Origin of the sequence: Aeromonas sp. FDAARGOS 1404, from assembly GCF_019047085.1 — a bacterium.
Taxonomy (GTDB): Bacteria; Pseudomonadota; Gammaproteobacteria; order Enterobacterales; family Aeromonadaceae; genus Aeromonas; species Aeromonas veronii.
Genome location: NZ_CP077237.1, coordinates 496,857 through 513,352, shown reverse-complemented (window position 1 = coordinate 513,352; position 16,496 = coordinate 496,857). Strand labels below are relative to the sequence as shown.

Annotated in this window: 17 protein-coding genes; 12 read left to right on the top strand and 5 right to left on the bottom strand. The window is 52.2% G+C overall.

The window, feature by feature from the left end; genetic code table 11:
- The first annotated feature begins 23 nt into the window (after positions 1-23).
- From fliD to I6L34_RS02210, 4 genes are read left to right on the top strand one after another with little or no spacing between them, the layout of a single operon-like run.
- On the top strand, positions 24-1,433 hold the full coding sequence (fliD, locus tag I6L34_RS02225; RefSeq protein WP_058057015.1) for a flagellar filament capping protein FliD: 1,410 nt from the start codon (positions 24-26) through the stop codon (positions 1,431-1,433).
- Positions 1,434-1,458: 25 nt separating this feature from the next.
- Positions 1,459-1,881, top strand: a complete 423-nt coding sequence (gene fliS, locus I6L34_RS02220) for a flagellar export chaperone FliS (RefSeq protein ID WP_019446039.1) — start codon at positions 1,459-1,461, stop codon at positions 1,879-1,881.
- Positions 1,878-2,177: a hypothetical protein gene (locus tag I6L34_RS02215; RefSeq protein ID WP_019446038.1), complete on the top strand. Its 300-nt coding sequence runs from the start codon at positions 1,878-1,880 to the stop codon at positions 2,175-2,177. The genes fliS and I6L34_RS02215 overlap by 4 nt, the downstream gene beginning before the upstream one ends.
- A gap of 6 nt (positions 2,178-2,183) precedes the next feature.
- Positions 2,184-4,265 (top strand): 6-hydroxymethylpterin diphosphokinase MptE-like protein, encoded by a 2,082-nt coding sequence (locus tag I6L34_RS02210; protein ID WP_058057014.1) that lies wholly within the window; start codon positions 2,184-2,186, stop codon positions 4,263-4,265.
- Positions 4,266-4,443: 178 nt separating this feature from the next.
- On the opposite strand, the gene I6L34_RS02205 is transcribed toward I6L34_RS02210, so the two are convergent.
- Genes I6L34_RS02205 through pseF form a run of 5 tightly spaced genes read right to left on the bottom strand, consistent with a single transcriptional unit; the run spans position 4,444 to position 8,965 of the window.
- A complete protein-coding gene (locus tag I6L34_RS02205) occupies positions 4,444-4,689 on the bottom strand; it encodes a hypothetical protein (RefSeq protein ID WP_058057013.1) in 246 nt (81 codons plus the stop codon).
- Positions 4,686-5,978: a motility associated factor glycosyltransferase family protein gene (locus I6L34_RS02200; protein ID WP_019446035.1), complete on the bottom strand. Its 1,293-nt coding sequence runs from the start codon at positions 5,976-5,978 to the stop codon at positions 4,686-4,688. The genes I6L34_RS02205 and I6L34_RS02200 overlap by 4 nt, the downstream gene beginning before the upstream one ends.
- Positions 5,971-7,017 (bottom strand): pseudaminic acid synthase, encoded by a 1,047-nt coding sequence (gene pseI, locus I6L34_RS02195; RefSeq protein WP_019446034.1) that lies wholly within the window; start codon positions 7,015-7,017, stop codon positions 5,971-5,973. The genes I6L34_RS02200 and pseI overlap by 8 nt, the downstream gene beginning before the upstream one ends.
- Before the next feature lie 6 nt (positions 7,018-7,023).
- Positions 7,024-8,280, bottom strand: coding sequence for a UDP-2,4-diacetamido-2,4,6-trideoxy-beta-L-altropyranose hydrolase (gene pseG / locus I6L34_RS02190; RefSeq protein ID WP_075115165.1), 1,257 nt, complete (start codon positions 8,278-8,280; stop codon positions 7,024-7,026).
- The gene (pseF, locus tag I6L34_RS02185; RefSeq protein ID WP_019446032.1) at positions 8,270-8,965 is read right to left on the bottom strand and encodes a pseudaminic acid cytidylyltransferase; all 696 of its coding nucleotides are present in this window, start codon (positions 8,963-8,965) and stop codon (positions 8,270-8,272) included. Before pseF ends, pseG begins: the two co-directional genes overlap by 11 nt.
- A 164-nt stretch (positions 8,966-9,129) precedes the next feature.
- Between pseF and I6L34_RS02180 the strand changes: the two genes are divergently transcribed.
- From I6L34_RS02180 to I6L34_RS02145, 8 genes are all read left to right on the top strand, one after another.
- Positions 9,130-9,666 carry a GNAT family N-acetyltransferase gene (locus I6L34_RS02180; protein ID WP_019446031.1) on the top strand — a complete coding sequence of 179 codons (537 nt, stop codon included), beginning with the start codon at positions 9,130-9,132 and terminating at the stop codon, positions 9,664-9,666.
- A complete protein-coding gene (locus tag I6L34_RS02175; RefSeq protein ID WP_019446030.1) occupies positions 9,663-9,896 on the top strand; it encodes an acyl carrier protein in 234 nt (77 codons plus the stop codon). Before I6L34_RS02180 ends, I6L34_RS02175 begins: the two co-directional genes overlap by 4 nt.
- Entirely contained in the window at positions 9,896-10,645 is a 750-nt protein-coding gene (locus I6L34_RS02170; protein WP_216955491.1) for an SDR family NAD(P)-dependent oxidoreductase, read from the top strand. Before I6L34_RS02175 ends, I6L34_RS02170 begins: the two co-directional genes overlap by 1 nt.
- On the top strand, positions 10,642-12,000 hold the full coding sequence (locus tag I6L34_RS02165; protein WP_019446028.1) for an AMP-binding protein: 1,359 nt from the start codon (positions 10,642-10,644) through the stop codon (positions 11,998-12,000). Before I6L34_RS02170 ends, I6L34_RS02165 begins: the two co-directional genes overlap by 4 nt.
- Positions 11,997-13,052, top strand: a complete 1,056-nt coding sequence (locus tag I6L34_RS02160; protein WP_058059511.1) for an acyl-protein synthetase — start codon at positions 11,997-11,999, stop codon at positions 13,050-13,052. Before I6L34_RS02165 ends, I6L34_RS02160 begins: the two co-directional genes overlap by 4 nt.
- On the top strand, positions 13,031-14,236 hold the full coding sequence (locus tag I6L34_RS02155; protein ID WP_075115164.1) for an acyl-CoA reductase: 1,206 nt from the start codon (positions 13,031-13,033) through the stop codon (positions 14,234-14,236). Before I6L34_RS02160 ends, I6L34_RS02155 begins: the two co-directional genes overlap by 22 nt.
- Positions 14,237-14,404: 168 nt before the next feature.
- Positions 14,405-15,349 (top strand): glycosyltransferase family A protein, encoded by a 945-nt coding sequence (locus tag I6L34_RS02150; RefSeq protein WP_019446025.1) that lies wholly within the window; start codon positions 14,405-14,407, stop codon positions 15,347-15,349.
- A 38-nt stretch (positions 15,350-15,387) separates the two neighbouring features.
- Positions 15,388-16,491: a glycosyltransferase family 8 protein gene (locus tag I6L34_RS02145; RefSeq protein ID WP_019446024.1), complete on the top strand. Its 1,104-nt coding sequence runs from the start codon at positions 15,388-15,390 to the stop codon at positions 16,489-16,491.
- Positions 16,492-16,496: the final 5 nt, after the last annotated feature.

The following is a 16,496-nucleotide window of genomic DNA, read 5'->3' as shown; positions in this document are numbered from 1 at the left end:
CAAGTTTTACGAGGAGAGTGAGAATGGCCACGATTACGTCTGCTGGTGCGGGTTCACAGCTGGACTTGGAGTCTGTCATTGCCGCGAGCGTCAATGCCAAGAAGGCGCAACTGATGCAGCCCATCACCACCAAAAAGACCAATGCCCAGATCACTCTCTCCGGGGTTGGACAGTTGAAGTCGGCCATCGCCTCTTTTGTGACGACACTTCAGGCCATGTCCAAAGATGATGCGTTCAACAAACGCTCGATTAATATTACCCAGGACAAGGACAAACCCGTTCTCAAGGTGGAGAGCAAGGCGGGGGCTTCCAACGGGCAATATGATATCAGCGTCGAACAATTGGCGAAGACCAGTAAATTTGACGGTACTTTCGACTCATCGACGACTTCCCTTATCACTGAGGATGGGAAGCTGACCTTCAAGGCTGGTGACAAGACCTTCGATGTCGATGTGAAAGCAGGGGATTCACTACAGTCCATCCGTAAACGCATCAACAATGACGCCGACAATTTCGGTTTGAGCGTCAATATAGTCAATACCTCCGATGGTAAATCCAAGCTGATGATCGATTCCGGGGTAAGCGGCAGCGGCAAGGACCTGCAGATCACTGGCAGTACTACCGACCTGACCGATAATCTCGTATCCAAACTGACCAAGCGCCAAGATGCTCAAGATGCCAAGATCACCGTTGATGGAAATACTCTGACCAGTTCATCCAATACCTTCGATGGCACCATTGTCGGACTTAAACTGACCGTGTTGCGGGAGTCGGATAGCACAACCTCTACCGATGCCAGCGGTAATCCGGTCAAGACCTACAGCTCTAACAAGGTTGACGTGACCACCGACAAGGCTGGCATAAAGGACATGGTCAAAAGCTTTGTCGACGGTTACAACGCGCTGGTGAAGAAGAGCAATGAGCTCGGCAAGCGTAATACGATCGTTGAAGGGAAGAGCAAGAATGATGGTGGGGCTCTGGCGGGCGATGCAACGACGCGTGCCGTAGTCAATATGATGAATGGCATCATCACCGAGCCTTCGAAAAACTCCTCTACTTATAAAACGATTTTTCAGATGGGCATAAAGATGGATAACAAAGGGGTATTGTCTATCGACGATACCAAGTTCAACGAGGCCATCGACAAGAATTTCGATCAGGTAGTGGCAGTTTTTGGCGGTAAGGATGGGATCGCCGGTCAGCTGGCCAGCCAGCTGGAAACCTACTCCAAGACCGGTGGTTTGTTGGCGAAACGGGAAGACTCTTTGAATTCCGATCTGCGCGAAGTGGGTCGTAAGGAGTCAGATGTTGCCACTCAGCTGACCAAGTATGAAGAGACCTTGCGGGCCCGTTACGGAAGTCTGGATGCTATGTTGGCCAAGATGAATAAATCTGCCTCATATTTAAGTATGCTAAATACAAACAATAGTTAATGTGAAGTCATGAGTGGTGTTTCATATGTATCATAAAAATATAAAGGCCTATACCACCCAGAATCTGCAATCCGAATTGGCAGTAGCCGATCCTTACCGCGTGATTCAACTTTTGATGCAAGGTTGCCTGGAGCGCTTGGCTCAGGCTCGTGGTGCTATCGAACGTCGAGATTTTGAGCAAAAATCCCAGTCTATCTCTAAAGCAATGGCCATTATCAACGGGCTGCAAGATTCACTTGATCTCTCTTATGGTAAGGTTCCCGAAGACCTTTCTGCGCTTTATGACTACATGAAAGCTAGGATGATGGATGCCAGCCGTGATATGGATATCACAGCTGTCGATGAGGTTATGAATCTGATGCTGACAGTTAAAAGCGGTTGGGATGCTATTCCTGTCGAGGAGCGAGATAAGGCCTTGGCTCAACAAAAAGTGGGCGGAACCGAATGAGCAATAACCGTTTGCCAGAATTAATCGCAGCAGGTCAAGAGTTACTGACCTTGTTCGAACAGGAGGATGTGCAAACGGCTGAACAGTTGATCGACCATTATCTCATTCTCCTTGATGCTGTTTTCCAGAATATCCCTCCACATGTGGTTCTTGACATGGATCACCAACAAGCATTGGTGCAGTTTCAAACCCTACATGAGCTGATAGAACATGCAAAGAATCAGACAGAAGCAGCTTTGTGGAAATTTTCAAAAGCAGGTCGAGCATCTGATATGTACAAGCTGAACGCAGGTTAGGCATACATGGATATTAAACAAGAAATTACAAATATCGAGAGTGAACTTGTTCGCCTTGAGAGGCAAAAGCAACAGGAAATTGCTATGTTGGAGGTATTGCCTGTTCGTTTTGCAATGAACATGGATGCCTTTAAAAAATTCATGCCAAGTATATATGATTTTTTTGAATCATATCAACCAGTACGGCCATTCCGTTTTTTTTGCAATGAAAATGGTATCCCTAATATATTGTGGCTTGATGAGCAAGTTTCGTTATACGGTGACGATCCATTCGCAGATGCTGAATCACAAATTGATGAAGTAATTGAACAAAGTATTTTGCAATGTATTGATTTTGCACCACAATGGTATTTTGATGACCAAATACATATAAAATATAACAACGAAATATCCAAGCTTAAACAACAATCAACGCTCGAAGGGTTATCACTCAAGAGTGCACTATCAATGGATATCCCATTATCCTTGATGTATGGAATAGGTTTGGGTTATCAACTGGGCTATTTATACGAGCGATGCAAAGTCAAGAATTTGTTCGCCTTTGAACCAGATCTTGATATGTTTTATGCATCTTTATATTGTTTTGACTGGTGCTCTTTGCTGGATTATATGGAGCAAGAGTCATTAAGCTTGCATTTATTTATAGGAGTTGACGAAAAATTATTAGCAGCCGATATGATGGAAGCGCTTCATCGTAAAGGGGCATTCTGGTCTGCAGCATATTTCTCATTCTGCCATTATCATTCGCCAAAGTTGCATTCGCTTATTAACCAGGTTGAAAATGAGTTCTATCTGCTGCGTACGGGTTGGGGTTTTTTTGATGATAATGTCTTTGCTCTAGCTCATAGCCATAGTCATCTGCAAGATGGCACACCATTTCTTCTGCGCCAACGTGATACGTCTTCATCGGAGACTATACCTGTATTTGTTGTTGGCAATGGGCCATCGTTAGATCAGAGCATTGATTTTATTCGAGATCATCAACGTCAGGCTATTATCATTGCCTGTGGCACTGCAGTCAGCGCACTTTATAAAGCTGGGATCAAGCCAGATATTTATGTTGCTGTTGAGCGTACCAAAAGTTCAGCAGATTTTTTGCATATTCTGGATGCAGGGGAGTTTCTCAAGGATAGTGTTTTTTTAAGCGTGGATGTGATTCATCCTGAGTGTAAGACGTTTTTCCGTAAAACCGGTTTGGCATTCAAACCAAATGAACCTATGTATAAACTGCTGACTACTAACTTTGGTGAACAGTTTGAGTTTGAATCAATCGAGTATTCAAATCCATTTGTTGGAAATACCGGTCTTAATTACGCAGCGTTGCTTGGCTTTAAGGATATCTATCTGTTTGGGATTGACAATGGGTATAAGTTTGCTGATAAGCATCATTCTAGTTTGAGCCTTTATTATAATGAAAAGCAGGAAGCAAAATACCATCTGGATCTGAACGAGACATTTCCAGCTCGTGGTAACTTTGGTGGTGAAGTCCGTATCAATCATTTATTTGGTCTCTCTATTCACAATATGGCTCAGGTTTTGGAAAATAATCCTGAAATACGTTGTGTCAATAGTAGTGATGGTGCTTATGTTGCTGGTGCCGAACCTCGTCGGGTTGAGCATATCAACCCCACTTGGCCAGATATTAATAAGCGAGCCTTCATTGATGATTTGCTATCACGTTGTTTCAAACCATTTAATGTAGCCAGTATTGATTTCCAATCTGCCATTAACGTGCCGTTTTTTAATGATGTAGTTAATAAACTGCTCGATGATTGGAAAGCAGTTCCTCGTGAACGCAACGCAATTCAATCGATGATGCAACGCCATCATGATTATCTGCTGTATTTGTTCATGAGTCGTGATAGCCATCTTTACCGTGTATTGATAGGATCAATAAATTATTTCTATGCCAATATCATCAGTTTGATGATGGCTCATATCAATGATTCTGATGATGCGCTGACAGAAAATTTGAATGCTACAATCACTATATTGGAACAGTTTTTTACTGATGCCAAACATATTTATGCTAGCGCATTGGAAAGACATGACACTGCCTATTTTATAGGCCTCAATATATTTAAGTAGCAGCCTATTATAACGTGTATCTATTGTCACGTTATACACGTTGTGTTCTAAATAAATTATCAGTCATTATTTGGAAACCTTAGCCCCAAACGTGACATGCGTTTGGGGTGTTATTGCGAGCAAGCTTGTTTATCATGCTCGCATATGAGATTCCCTTCGTTTCACCCGCTCAGCATTATTATTTCTCTGGTGTTGTAAGAATAGTTGCAAACTCAACTTCAAGCCAGTCTGCCAATCCCAGCCAGTCATGGCGCTCCTGGCAAGCCAGCAGGGCACTCACTATGGTCACGGCATCGCCTTGGTGCTCCGGAGGTAGAGCATGCAATGCCTGCTCTACCAGAGCCGGTAGCTGCAGCGCACTTTCAACATGAAGGCCAAGGCGAAAATTGTGTGCCAGTGCAATGCACTGCTCTGTGATGGTCATTGCATCAGCTCCGGATGATAGTCACAACCGAGCAGGGCTGCACCGTCGCGGCTACTGTTCCAGAATTTGACTTCCGGGTGGCTTGCCATATAGCGTTCAAGCTCGATCTGATAGGTGGTGAAATTGGGGTTGGTGCTGACGCGCTGACCATGACCATCCAGTACCCAGCTGAGGGCCTGGCTGGCAACAGGACCCAAAGCACCATCATCCCAGCCGGTATGGGTCTGGCCACCGGGGAAGGCGAAGTCACAGCCGAGCAGAATGATCTCGCGACAACCCATCTTGACGGCGAGATCGACGGTGGGATGGATCACGCTGCCTCCTTGATGGAGTAACCCTTTGGGATGAGTATGACGAAGTTGCTCATACACGGGGCTGATGGAGTAGGCGGTAAAACGCGGCCCTTGCCAACTTGCGAGCGTCTCATGGGGCACCATGGGGGCATATACCAGAGGAACCGAAGTCAGCCCCTGGCTGGCCAGTCGATCCGGAGTCAGAGCGTCGTCGATAGTTACGACCAGATCCACACTGATGCCGTATTGTCGCAGAGGGGCGAGCGCAGTATCGACACAGAGTACCTTCCACTCGGGATGTTGCTGCAACAAGCCTGCAAGGCGAGGGAGATGGTGTTGCAGGCTGGGACCGCTGGCGATGACAAGTGCAGTAGCATCCGGGTGTGAGCCAAAAAGCGTGGCAACATCGCCATCTTCACCCACAAGTGGCAGATTCTCGGTCAGTCGTCCGGTAATGCGCGGCAAGTCGGGGACGAAGCGTTGTTTTGTGTAAGTCGCCATCACTTCGCTCACCAGTCGACCACGAATACGGCAGGCCGCATCTTCGGCCAGCTCCAGTTCGCTGGGGAGGGCGAAGAAGGGGAGGACAATCTCCTGTTCATCGGCCGCGAGGCTCAGCTCGACCCGGGGGTCTTGCAGCCACTCGTCGTGCTCGAGCAAGGCCAGCACCAGAGTGAATAGATTGTGATGCATGATATGGACATGGAGGGTTTCTAACCGGGGGCGTGCCAGCAGCACCTTCTGCAGATCGCCGAGTCCGGTGCCATAAAGATGAAGCACGGGTCCATCGGGAAGAGTTGCCGCTTGCAGTTCTGCCTCGGCCACCCGGTCATGGCGGCTGGTGAGCTGGATGCCATTGACCAGCAGTGTGCTGCTGAGGCCTTCACACAACTCCACCTGCAGATCGCCCAGCTGTGCCACCGTGAGGTGGGCTGCAAGCCGTGGCCAACGCTGTTCGATGATCGCCAGATGGTGACGTAGCAGCTCTTCATTCATCTTGTGCAATCCACTCCCAGTTGAGAGGCTGATTGGCTGCCATGTCGCGGTTGACCCGCTTGCCGATGAGCCGATCGTAATCGGCCGGGGGCAGGCCGAGGGCGGGACGTACCGATTTGATGTGCGCTGCGGTGAGCACATCTCCGGCTGCAATATCCCTGACCAGATAGAGGGAGCGGCGAAACGCGCGGTTACCCTGTTCACTGGCTGTGAGCTGGTAATCGGCCACTCCGAGGGCGGCATGGGCGGTATTGACCGAGGTTACTAGTTCGGTAAGTTCCGCCGGCTCCATGGAGAAGGCGCAATCCGGCCCGCCGTCGGCGCGGGCCAGGGTGAAGTGTTTCTCGATAAGGGTGGCCCCGAGCGCGGTAGCGGCGATGGCTGTGGCCGACCCCAGGGTGTGATCGGAGAGCCCCACCTCGACCCCGAAGCGCTGGCGTAACATGGGGATGGTACGCAGGTTATATTCGGCCGCCGGCGCCGGATAGCCGCTGACGCAGTGCAGCATCGCCAGCTGGCCGTTGCCGTGCTTGAGTGCCATCTCGACGGCGGCGGCGATCTCGGCCTCGTCCGCCATGCCGGTGGACATGATAAGCGGCTTGCCGGTCTGGGCGGCGTAGCGAATGAGGGGAAGATCCACCAGCTCGAAGGAGGCTATCTTGTAGGCTGGGCAGTCGAGGGATTCCAGCAGGTCCACCGCACTGAAGTCGAACGGGCTGCTAAAGACCGTTAGGCCCAGCTCGCGGCCTTTGGCAAACAGCGCCTGGTGCCACTCCCAGGGAGTGTGTGCCCACTCATAAAGGTCATAGAGGCTGTGGCCATCCCACAAACCGCCGTGGATCTGAAATTCCGGTCGATCACTTTTGAGGGTGATGGTATCCGGGCGGTAGGTTTGCAGCTTGACGGCGCTGGCCCCCGCTGTTTTGGCGGCGGTCATGATGGCCAGGGCTCGGTCCAGATTGCCATTGTGGTTGGCCGACAGTTCGGCAATCACATAGGGGGCCTGTTCCTGGTTGATGGGGCGATGATCGATCTGCATCTGTGTTCAGATTCCTGTGCCAAGTTGCCAGCCTTGCGGCGCCGGTTGCCAGGGGGCAGGGGGCGCTATCTGCGGTGGCTCGGCAAGATAGAGGGGAAATTGGGAGAAAATTGTTTGCAAGCGATGTGCCAGCTCTTGCCACTCCATGGGCTGAAGTGACCGGGTGGCCTGCCATGTCAGCCGCTGGCCGTTCAGCGTCAGGGTGAGCAGCAGTTTGCCATCATGGCGTAGTTGCCACAGTTGGCCATCTGGTAACAGCTGATAATCCGATTGTTGCAGCAACCGGGCGGTGAGCCGATCCAGCCCCAGCCCGTCCACCTGCTGCTGGCCACGGCGGCGGTAGTCGTCTGAGTGTTGTTCAAGCCGTTGCAGAGCCTCCAGCAGTCGATCAGGCTCGGCCAGCTCGCTCAGGGTCAGCCGCTCGGCAAGCTGAAAGAGGGCGATCACCTGGTCGTTGAACTGCTGGTTGTCGACGATAGGGACTGCCAGGGTCGGCAGGCCGAGGCAGGCCCGCTCCCAGGTCATGCCGCCCGCTGCTCCGATAGCGAAGTCGTGTCGGCTCATCAGGTCGGCCATCTGGTCGCTCTGACGCAGCAGGGTGAGCTGCAGATCGGGCAGTTCGGCAACCCTTTGTTGCAGCTCTGGCCAGAAAGGATTTGCCCCACCGGCTACCAGAGTCCAGCTGACGGTTTTAGCCCATGGCAGTCGAGCCAGCGTGTTGAGGGTGATGAGGCAGGCTCCGGCTGGATCGGCACCACCAAAGCAGATGAGGCCACGTTGCCACCGGCTGACCTTTTGGCGTGCAAGCTGGCGATAGGCGGGGCGCAGCAGGGCATAGTCGGTGCCCAGCAGCAGCCGACAGTCGGCAGGGACGAGTGACTGGTAATCGGCTGTGCTGCGTAGTGGCCCCTGATCCAGCAGCAACTGACCATGATGAGGGCGATCGGCCAGATCGTCGATCACCAGCAACTGACCACAGTGACTTGCCAGTGTCTGCTCGATTTGCCGATCAATCTGGTAGTGATCACACACCAGCCACTCCGGGACCAAGGTGGGCAAGGGGCCTGCATCGTCCAGACCACAAAGAGCGTGATGCTGGTGGGAGTGCAGCAGTGGCAGCAGGTGAGCCGGTAGCTGATGGCAGAGAAAGTGGCACTCTGCTCCGGCGGCATGCAGCCGGTCAGCGATGGCCAGACAGCGCATCAGATGACCCAGTCCAATCTCGGCCCCGGCATCGAGCCGGAAGGCTACCTTAAACGTCATCTTGGGCCAGCACTTGATAGAGCAGTTCGGCCAGGTGCCAATCTTCCGGTGTATCGATATCGACCACCCTGTGTCTTGACAGAATATGGCCGATCCCCTCTCCGCCGACGGGGCTGATCCCGCCCAACCAGGCAGCCCGCGTCCCCCAATAGAACTGGCCTGCATCCTGATAGGCAGGCTCCAGATCCTGAGAGCGTTTCGCCATCTGCTCCGGCCAGAAGGGGGTGACCCGGCCCTGCTCATCCATGCGCACGGCGCGCTGGATAGGGAAGCCGAATTCGGCCACGGTGTAGACAAATGGAGCATGACTTGCGATCAGTCGCTGATGGGCGGCCTTCAAGTCATCGGCTTGAATAAGCGGGACAGTGGCATAGATGCAGCAGTAGTGCTCTGCCTGGATGCCGAGCTGGTCGAGCCGCTGGATGGTGTCGATCACCACAGGGGTGGTACCTGTGTGATCATCGGCGAGGTTGGCTGGCCGCAGAAATGGTACTTCCGCGCCCAGTTGACGAGCAACTTCGGCAATATCCTCATCATCGGTGGAGACCACCACCTTGCTGAAACAGCTCGATTGTTGCGCCGCCTGGATGGCATAGGCGAGCATGGGCTGGCCACAGAAGGGGCGGATATTCTTGCGTGGAATGCGTTTGCTGCCACCCCGGGCCGGGATAATGGCGATGGCCATGATGGGCTCTCTCCGCTGCTTCAATGACTGGCCAAAGCCAGGATAATCGATGACAACTCTTTGATTATTTTTGATATTATACTGTTTTTCTTGCTTGTATTATCGATTTTTACTACGGAATGGCAGCAGTGTGGTCGATAAGAGAGACAGGTCATGAAAAGTGGATGGCGTTGAAGATGAGTTATGGCGTTGAGCTACGCCCGATAGAACCGTGGGATCTTCCTGCCTTGCGACGTTGGCGCAATCAGGATGAGGTGCGAATGCAGATGGTATCACAGACGCGCATTTCGCCACGGCAACAGCGCCAATGGTTCACCGCCACCAGTGAGCGACGGGATCAGCAGCACTGGGTGCTCTGGTGCAAGGGCGTGCGAGCGGGTTACGTCAATCTGAAAGGTGAGTGCCAGGATGTGCTACAGGGTCAGGCGATTGCCGATGCGGGACTCTATCTGGGCAATTCGACCGTGCGGCATCCCATGTTGGCGATTGCTGCTGCCTTATCCCAGCTTGATCAGGGTTTTGATGAGTTGCATATCGGTTGTATCCGCACCCTGGTTCGGGAGAACAATCGCTCGGCCCTGCGCTTGAATGAACAACTGGGTTACCGCCAGATAGGACAAGATAACGGATTTTTCGCATTGGAACTGCAGCCGGCGGATTACTATGCCGCCCGTGAGCGGCTACGGAGATTTTTCAGATGACAATCGCATTGGAACAGGTTTTTGCCGAGGCTTTGGGTATTGATATCGGCAGCGTCAGCGATGGGCTGGCCTACAATAGCATCCCGCAGTGGGACTCCGTCGCCCACATGGGGCTGATTGCCCAGTTGGAGGATAACTACGGTGTATTGCTCGACACCGATGACATTATCGACATGAGTTCGGTCGGCAAGGCGAGGGAGATCCTGGCCAAATACGGGGTCACTTTCTGATGCAGGGGCTGTTGCAGGGCAAACGGGTGTTGATCACCGGTGCCGGGCGTGGCATCGGTTTTGCCATTGCACGCCAGTTTGCCTCTCAGGGGGCGGAATTGTGGCTGGGAGGCCGTGATGAGGTGACCATGAGCCAGCTGGCGACCGCGACTGGTACCGAGTTTGGCGTGCCTTGCCAGCCTCTCTGTTTTGATGTGGCTGATCCGTCGGCGGTCAAGCAGGCTTTTCAGCAGCTGTTTGCTCAGACTCGTCAGCTGGACGTGTTGGTCAACAATGCCGGCATGCTGGAAGAGGCGTTATTGGGGATGGCGAACCAGACCCATCTGCAAAAGACATTCAGCAACAATACCTTTAGCGTGATCTACTGCAGCCAGTATGCCGCCCGCCTGATGCAGCGAAGTGGTGGTGGCAGCATCATCAATCTCGCCTCCCTGATGGGGCAAGTGGGAGCGGCTGGGCTCAGCTGCTATGCCGGCAGCAAGGCGGCAGTGATCGGTATTACCCAGTCACTGGCCAAGGAGCTGGCCGCCAGCCAGATCCGGGTCAATGCGATTGCCCCCGGTTTTATCGATACCGATATGGCCCACGCCATCCCGCAAGATAAGTTTGCTGAGCGGGTGGCCAGCATCGCCATGGGGCGGATTGGTACGCCAGATGAAGTGGCCAAGGTGGCCCTGTTTTTTGCATCCGACTTGTCGAGCTATGTGACCGGGCAGGTGATTGGGGTCGATGGAGGGATGGTGATTTGATCCAGCCTGATTTGTTGACACATCTGGTTGAAAGTAATGACGAGCCAGCCTGGCGAGACCCGCAAGAGGGGTGGCTCAGTTATGGTGAGCTGGCTCGGCGTGTGGCGCAGTTGGCCACCATCTATCCTGCTGGCCGCCATTTGGTCTACCTACCATTTGTGACGTCCACCCTGCATCTGCTTCACTACTTGCTGGCCCTGCGTGATGGCCACGCCATCATGCTGGCCGATCCTGCACAGGATGCTCAGTTGCACCATGAGCAGTGCCAGCGCTTTAGTGTCAGTCTGCGGGTATTGGAGGATGGGGCAGTTGCGCATCTTGGCGATGCGCCCTCGCTTCACCCTGAGCTGGCCATGCTGCTGCCGACATCGGGCAGTACAGGCTCCTGCAAATGGGTGCGATTGTCGCGAACCAATCTTGATGCCAATGCTGCGGCCATCGCCGAATATCTGACGCTGAACGGGGGTGAGCGAGCCATCACCTCGTTGCCACTTTTTTACTCCTTCGGCATGTCGGTGCTCAACAGCCATCTTTTGGCTGGCGCCTCTCTGGTTTCATGCACTGCCAGCCCCCTTGAGCGCCACTTCTGGGATGAGGTCAATCTCCATCAGGTCACCAGTGTGGCGGGGGTACCCTTTACCTTTCAGATGCTTAACCGCTTGCGTTTTGACTGGGCGCGTTATCCCAGCCTGATGACACTGACCCAGGCCGGAGGACGACTTGAGCCAGCACTGGCAAAACAGTTTGCCGAGCAGGCAGCTGCACTGGGACGCCGTTTTTTCGTGATGTATGGCCAGACCGAAGCGGCACCGCGCATCGCCTGGTTGGCACACGATGAAGTGATGATTGCCCCGGATGCCATCGGCCGTGCCATACCGGGCGGGCGTCTTTCTTTGCGTCATGAGTCCGGGTTTCCCGATGGGGAGGGGGAGCTAGTCTACGAAGGGCCAAACGTGATGCTGGGCTATGCGGAGCGCCCTGAAGATCTGGCTCGGGGGCGTGATATGGATGCGCTCTTTACCGGCGATCTGGCTCGTTGTGATGAGGCGGGCCGATTTTATCTGACCGGGCGACTCAACCGTTTCCTGAAGCTGTTTGGCAAACGGGTAAGCTTGGCTGAAGTGGAGGCCTGGTTGCAGGGGAGGGGCTATTCCTGCGCCGCGACTGGCCGCGATGATCGCCTGCTGGTAGCCATCGAGGCAGATGCGTGCCCCAGTGACGCACTGCAGCTGGAGCTAGCCCGCTGGCTGATGGTGCCGCCATCAAGCGTACGCATCTACCAACATCATTTGCCACGACGCAGCAATATGAAAATTGATTATCCGGCCCTATTAACAGCGCTGGAGCAACTATGAACAAGCTGTTTGATGCGCCGGTTTTCGGGCTACCCCAACGTGAAAAAAGTGGGCTGCTCCTTGCTCGCCTGAATGAATTGACGCAGCGGCATGGGCAGGGGTGTCCAGCTTTTGCCAATATTCTGTCGGCGTTTGGCTGGGGTCAGGCCTCGACCTATCAAGAGCTTCCTTATCTGGCGGCTCGCCTGTTCAAATTGGCCCAATGGCAGAGCGTGCCGCAAGAAGAGGTATTCAAGGTGCTCACCTCCTCTGGCACTACCGGAACGCCGTCACGGATCGTGCTGGATCGGGATACAGCCGCGTTGCAGAGCAAGGTGCTGGTGAAGATCCTGCAAGAGTTCGTCGGTAAGCAGCGGCTACCCATGCTGCTGGTGGAGCAACCCGCCCTGATTCAAAACCGCAGCGGTTTTTCAGCCCGCGGCGCCGGTGCGCTGGGGCTCTCCTTCCTTGGCCGTGACCATACCTATGCCCTCGATGAGCAGATGCGGCCCAACTGGCCGGTCATTGAGGCGTTTTGTGACAAATATGCTGGCCAGCCGGTCCTGTTGTTCGGCTTTACCTTCATGCTATGGCAATGTCTGCTGGAGCCGCTGCGTGAGCGCGGTCTGCAACTGCCGCTGACGCAGGGCACGCTTTTTCACAGCGGTGGCTGGAAGAAGCTTCAACACCTCGCGGTGGATAATCCAGCCTTCAAGCAGCGTTGCCATGAGCAGCTGGGGGTGAGTCGGGTGCACAACTTCTATGGCATGGTGGAGCAGGTGGGGTCGGTGTTTGTCGAGTGCGAGCAGGGCCATCTCCATGCGCCTCTCTTTGCTGATCTGCTGGTGCGTGATCCGCTGACCCATCGACCGCTTGGGGTCGGCCAACCCGGCTTGTTGCAGGTGATCTCAGCCATTCCCCAAAGTTATCCCGGTCACAGTTTACTCAGCGAGGATCTCGGTGTGCTGTTGGGTGAGGATGATTGCCCCTGCGGCCGTTATGGTCGTTATTTTCACGTATCAGGACGTCAGCAAGGCGCCGAGGTGAGGGGATGCAGCGACACTTTCCAGTGAGCCGATCAGATGTAGAAGATGTCATGTGGCAAGCGGGGCCAGAGGTCGCTTTCGTGGCTCCCGTCAGCGGTTGGCAAGGTTTTGTCATTCGCCCGTTGCCAAGCTTTGCGCCCGTCATCTGCGACTTTGTGGCTGCGCTCTCTGCACGTCTGCAGCAGGAGGGGCGAGAGAACCCGGATCTGGCCGCCTTTGGTTTTTGGTTGCGGCCACGCCAGATTGAGGTACAGCGCAAACGCATGGCAGGGCGCGCACCCTTGGGGATGGTTTTTCATCTGGTACCCTCCAACGTGCCGACCGTCGCGTTCTACTCCTGGATCATGGCGCTGCTGATGGGCAATGGGTCCGTGGTACGTCTCTCATCGCGCATCGATCCGGTGCAAGAGGCCATGCTGGCCATCCTGAACGAGCTCTTCTCTCTGCCCGAGTGGCAAGAGATTGCCTCCCGTACCCGTTTTATCCGCTATGACCACGACGAGGGCATCACCGCCTGGCTGTCGGCCCGGTGTCGCCTTCGCATTATCTGGGGAGGTGATGAAACCATCAGCCGGGTACGGGCTATTCCGCTCTCACCCCGCGCTCAGGAAATCGTGTTTCCGGATCGCCGCTCCATGGCGGTGTTGGATAGCCAATGGCTCGCCAACCTGGATGCTGCTGCGTGGCGGCAAGTGGTCGCGGCTTTGCAACAAGACTTTACCCGTTTCAATCAACAAGCCTGCGCCTCACCCACCACGATTTGCTGGTTGGGCTCTCCCGATAGTGTGTTGCGCCGTCGTTTGCTCGAAGCAGTCTTTGCCCCCTTTGCAGACAGCCCAGCCCTGATGATGGAACGCCTCATCAATAGTCAACAAAATGCCGCCCATGATGGCCAGGTGCAGCTGGAGACCTTTGCTGGCGTCACCTTATTGACTCCCACCGCCTCTTTGCGGCTTGCACACATCGGAGGAGGTACAGTTGCCGAATTCGTTGCCGATACCCTTGATGAGTTGCTTTTACAACCTTGGGATATGCAGACCTGTGTCTGGGTTGGGCCAGATAAAATGCGGCTTGAGTGTGCTCTACAGCTGTCGCCTTGCTGCCGTATCGATAGGGTGGCAAGTCCGGGACAAGCGCTGGCATTCGAATGGCTCTGGGACGGCATCGACATGCTGGTGGCCTGCAGCCGTCAGCTTGACCGTATTGAATAGTGGATTCCAAGTCACATAAATCAAGTCATATCAATGAATTAGCTTGGTCAGGCACGGCTCTTGCAGTAAATATTACCATGAAGGGCAGGAAGGGTTGACAGAGACCGTGCGGTAGCCTTGTCCATTTTCTCCAATTCGCTTCTTTTTTACTCTACTTCTGGATCCTCTATGAAAGTCAGCGTACTGGTGCCGGTGTATAACCTCGGGCGCTTTATCGAGCCCTGTCTGCTTAGTCTGCTGGAACAGCAAACCAATTTCGATTTTGAGGTCATTGCCATTGATGACGGCTCGAGCGATGACTCCTGGGCCATTATGCAGCGGCTGGCATTAGAGTGGCCCACACTGCGGACATTGCAAAACAAAAAAAACATAGGGGTGTGCCTGACCATTCGTGCCTTGTTGGAACAAGCTCTGGGCTCGTATCTGGTTTATGTCGATGGCGATGATTTGGCTCTACCTGGCAAGCTGCAGGCGTTGAATGATCATCTAGATAAGCATCCAGATTGTGGATTCGTTTATCACGAAGCGGAAGTATTTGATAGCGATTCAAATCGGATCACTTCGCTATTCAGCAAAGATTATTACAACGCCAAATATATTCCTGATCGAGCAAGTCCAGAGCACTTAGTGCTATATGGACTCTTTTTTAATACTAGTTCCTGCGCTTTTCGCCGGCACGAAAGAATGCTGGATGCGGTAAATTTAGATTGCCACATAGTGAATGATTACTCATGGCATATTCTTAATTCATCTTATCTGGGTGGAAATATAGACCGTATTTCGCAAGTATATGGGCGTTATCGTATTCACGATAGTAGCATATGTAGTGCTATTCGTTCCTCAGAAACTCGTCGCAAACTTGCTTTGCAAGACATGCTGGCGGCATGTGATTTGGCTCTTCATGCAGGAATGGATGAGTTGTTAGTAAAAAGGGGAAAAAGTCATCTATGGTTTTCCACCGCATTGTATTTCTTACGTGCCGGAAACTGGGCTCTTTTTGATCTCTTCATCACTTATTCCGTTCAGTATGAGTGGTTCTTTGATGAGCGTCATGAATTTGCATGGCAACATAAAAATGAGCCAGAACGCGTGCTTGAAAGAATTTTTGGCTGATTGACCGTGTATTTTCATTAACCTGACTAGGTAATTACATGAAAAAAACAATCCATATTGCCTTCTGCATTGATAACGCCTTTGCCATTCATTTGGCTGCTTTGATACATAGTCTTGGTAAGCATCTGAGTCAGAACTTTCAGCTAAAATGTCATATATTGGGCAGGCTTAATGAAGATAACATATTTAAGTTGACGTCATTGACTTCGCAAAATATAAAAATTGGTTTTTATGATGATTTTCCTGATTATAAAGAAATCCCAATCAGTAGTCTCTATAATAATAGATTGAACGAAGTTACTTATTATCGTTTTGCCATACCTGAAGTCTTGCACAATGTTGAAAAGGTCGTGTTCATCGATGCTGACATGATAGCGATTGGAGATATTAGTACACTTTGGTCGATAGATATGATGGATTCCATAGTTGCCGTGGTATCAGACCATATCTTGGGATGTGACAAAGAGAAGCAGCAAGTGCGTGGAATATCATCTGGAAGGTATTTCAACGCAGGTTTCATGTTGATGGATCTTGGGAAATGGCGAGAAAATAATATCAGTCAGCAGGCATTGAAACTGCTGATAGATAATAATGGTTTCGAGCACAATGATCAGGATGCCCTAAACATTGTTTTGCAAAATAAGGTTCTTTATCTTGATGAGAAGTGGAATGCTCAACCCAATCATCTTGCGAAAAAGGATATTTCCGAACCAGTTTTGGTGCATTTCTGTGGTCAGGAAAAGCCTTGGCATGTATATTGTGCTCATCCTTTCAAAAATAGTTATCTGGTAAGTCGTGCTGAGACTGAGTATGCATGTGAGCCACTTCAAACATATCTCGATCAAGATGATATGGATATCTTATCCCGCCTTAAAAATAAATTTCCTGATGGGGCACATATTGTAGTTTGGGGGGCTGGTCAGAGAGGGCGGCGTCTTTGCTATGAAATAATAAGAAATATGGATGGATATTTAATAGAGTACATTGTTGATAAGAGTGTAAGTGGCGAGTTCATGGGGGTGGAAATAAATAATCATCTTGTAAAGGTGGCGGGTATTGATGCAGTAATAATTGCTTCAATTCCTTATCGGGATGAAATCATAGATGAAATTAGTGAGGGTTCTTGTCTTGTTTGTATATGATATGT

Bases quoted from the DNA above. Each gene is read 5' to 3' on its own strand.
- I6L34_RS02200 (WP_019446035.1), bottom strand. From the start codon at position 5,978: ATGAATGAAGAGCTGCTACGTCACCATCTGGCGATCATCGAACAGCGT.
- fliD (WP_058057015.1), top strand. From the start codon at position 24: ATGGCCACGATTACGTCTGCTGGTGCGGGTTCACAGCTGGACTTGGAG.
- fliS (WP_019446039.1), top strand. From the start codon at position 1,459: ATGTATCATAAAAATATAAAGGCCTATACCACCCAGAATCTGCAATCC.
- I6L34_RS02160 (WP_058059511.1), top strand. From the start codon at position 11,997: ATGAACAAGCTGTTTGATGCGCCGGTTTTCGGGCTACCCCAACGTGAA.
- I6L34_RS02150 (WP_019446025.1), top strand. From the start codon at position 14,405: ATGAAAGTCAGCGTACTGGTGCCGGTGTATAACCTCGGGCGCTTTATC.
- I6L34_RS02215 (WP_019446038.1), top strand. From the start codon at position 1,878: ATGAGCAATAACCGTTTGCCAGAATTAATCGCAGCAGGTCAAGAGTTA.
- pseG (WP_075115165.1), bottom strand. From the start codon at position 8,280: ATGACGTTTAAGGTAGCCTTCCGGCTCGATGCCGGGGCCGAGATTGGA.
- I6L34_RS02175 (WP_019446030.1), top strand. From the start codon at position 9,663: ATGACAATCGCATTGGAACAGGTTTTTGCCGAGGCTTTGGGTATTGAT.
- I6L34_RS02145 (WP_019446024.1), top strand. From the start codon at position 15,388: ATGAAAAAAACAATCCATATTGCCTTCTGCATTGATAACGCCTTTGCC.
- pseF (WP_019446032.1), bottom strand. From the start codon at position 8,965: ATGGCCATCGCCATTATCCCGGCCCGGGGTGGCAGCAAACGCATTCCA.
- I6L34_RS02210 (WP_058057014.1), top strand. From the start codon at position 2,184: ATGGATATTAAACAAGAAATTACAAATATCGAGAGTGAACTTGTTCGC.
- I6L34_RS02205 (WP_058057013.1), bottom strand. From the start codon at position 4,689: ATGACCATCACAGAGCAGTGCATTGCACTGGCACACAATTTTCGCCTT.
- I6L34_RS02170 (WP_216955491.1), top strand. From the start codon at position 9,896: ATGCAGGGGCTGTTGCAGGGCAAACGGGTGTTGATCACCGGTGCCGGG.
- I6L34_RS02155 (WP_075115164.1), top strand. From the start codon at position 13,031: ATGCAGCGACACTTTCCAGTGAGCCGATCAGATGTAGAAGATGTCATG.
- pseI (WP_019446034.1), bottom strand. From the start codon at position 7,017: ATGCAGATCGATCATCGCCCCATCAACCAGGAACAGGCCCCCTATGTG.
- I6L34_RS02180 (WP_019446031.1), top strand. From the start codon at position 9,130: ATGGCGTTGAAGATGAGTTATGGCGTTGAGCTACGCCCGATAGAACCG.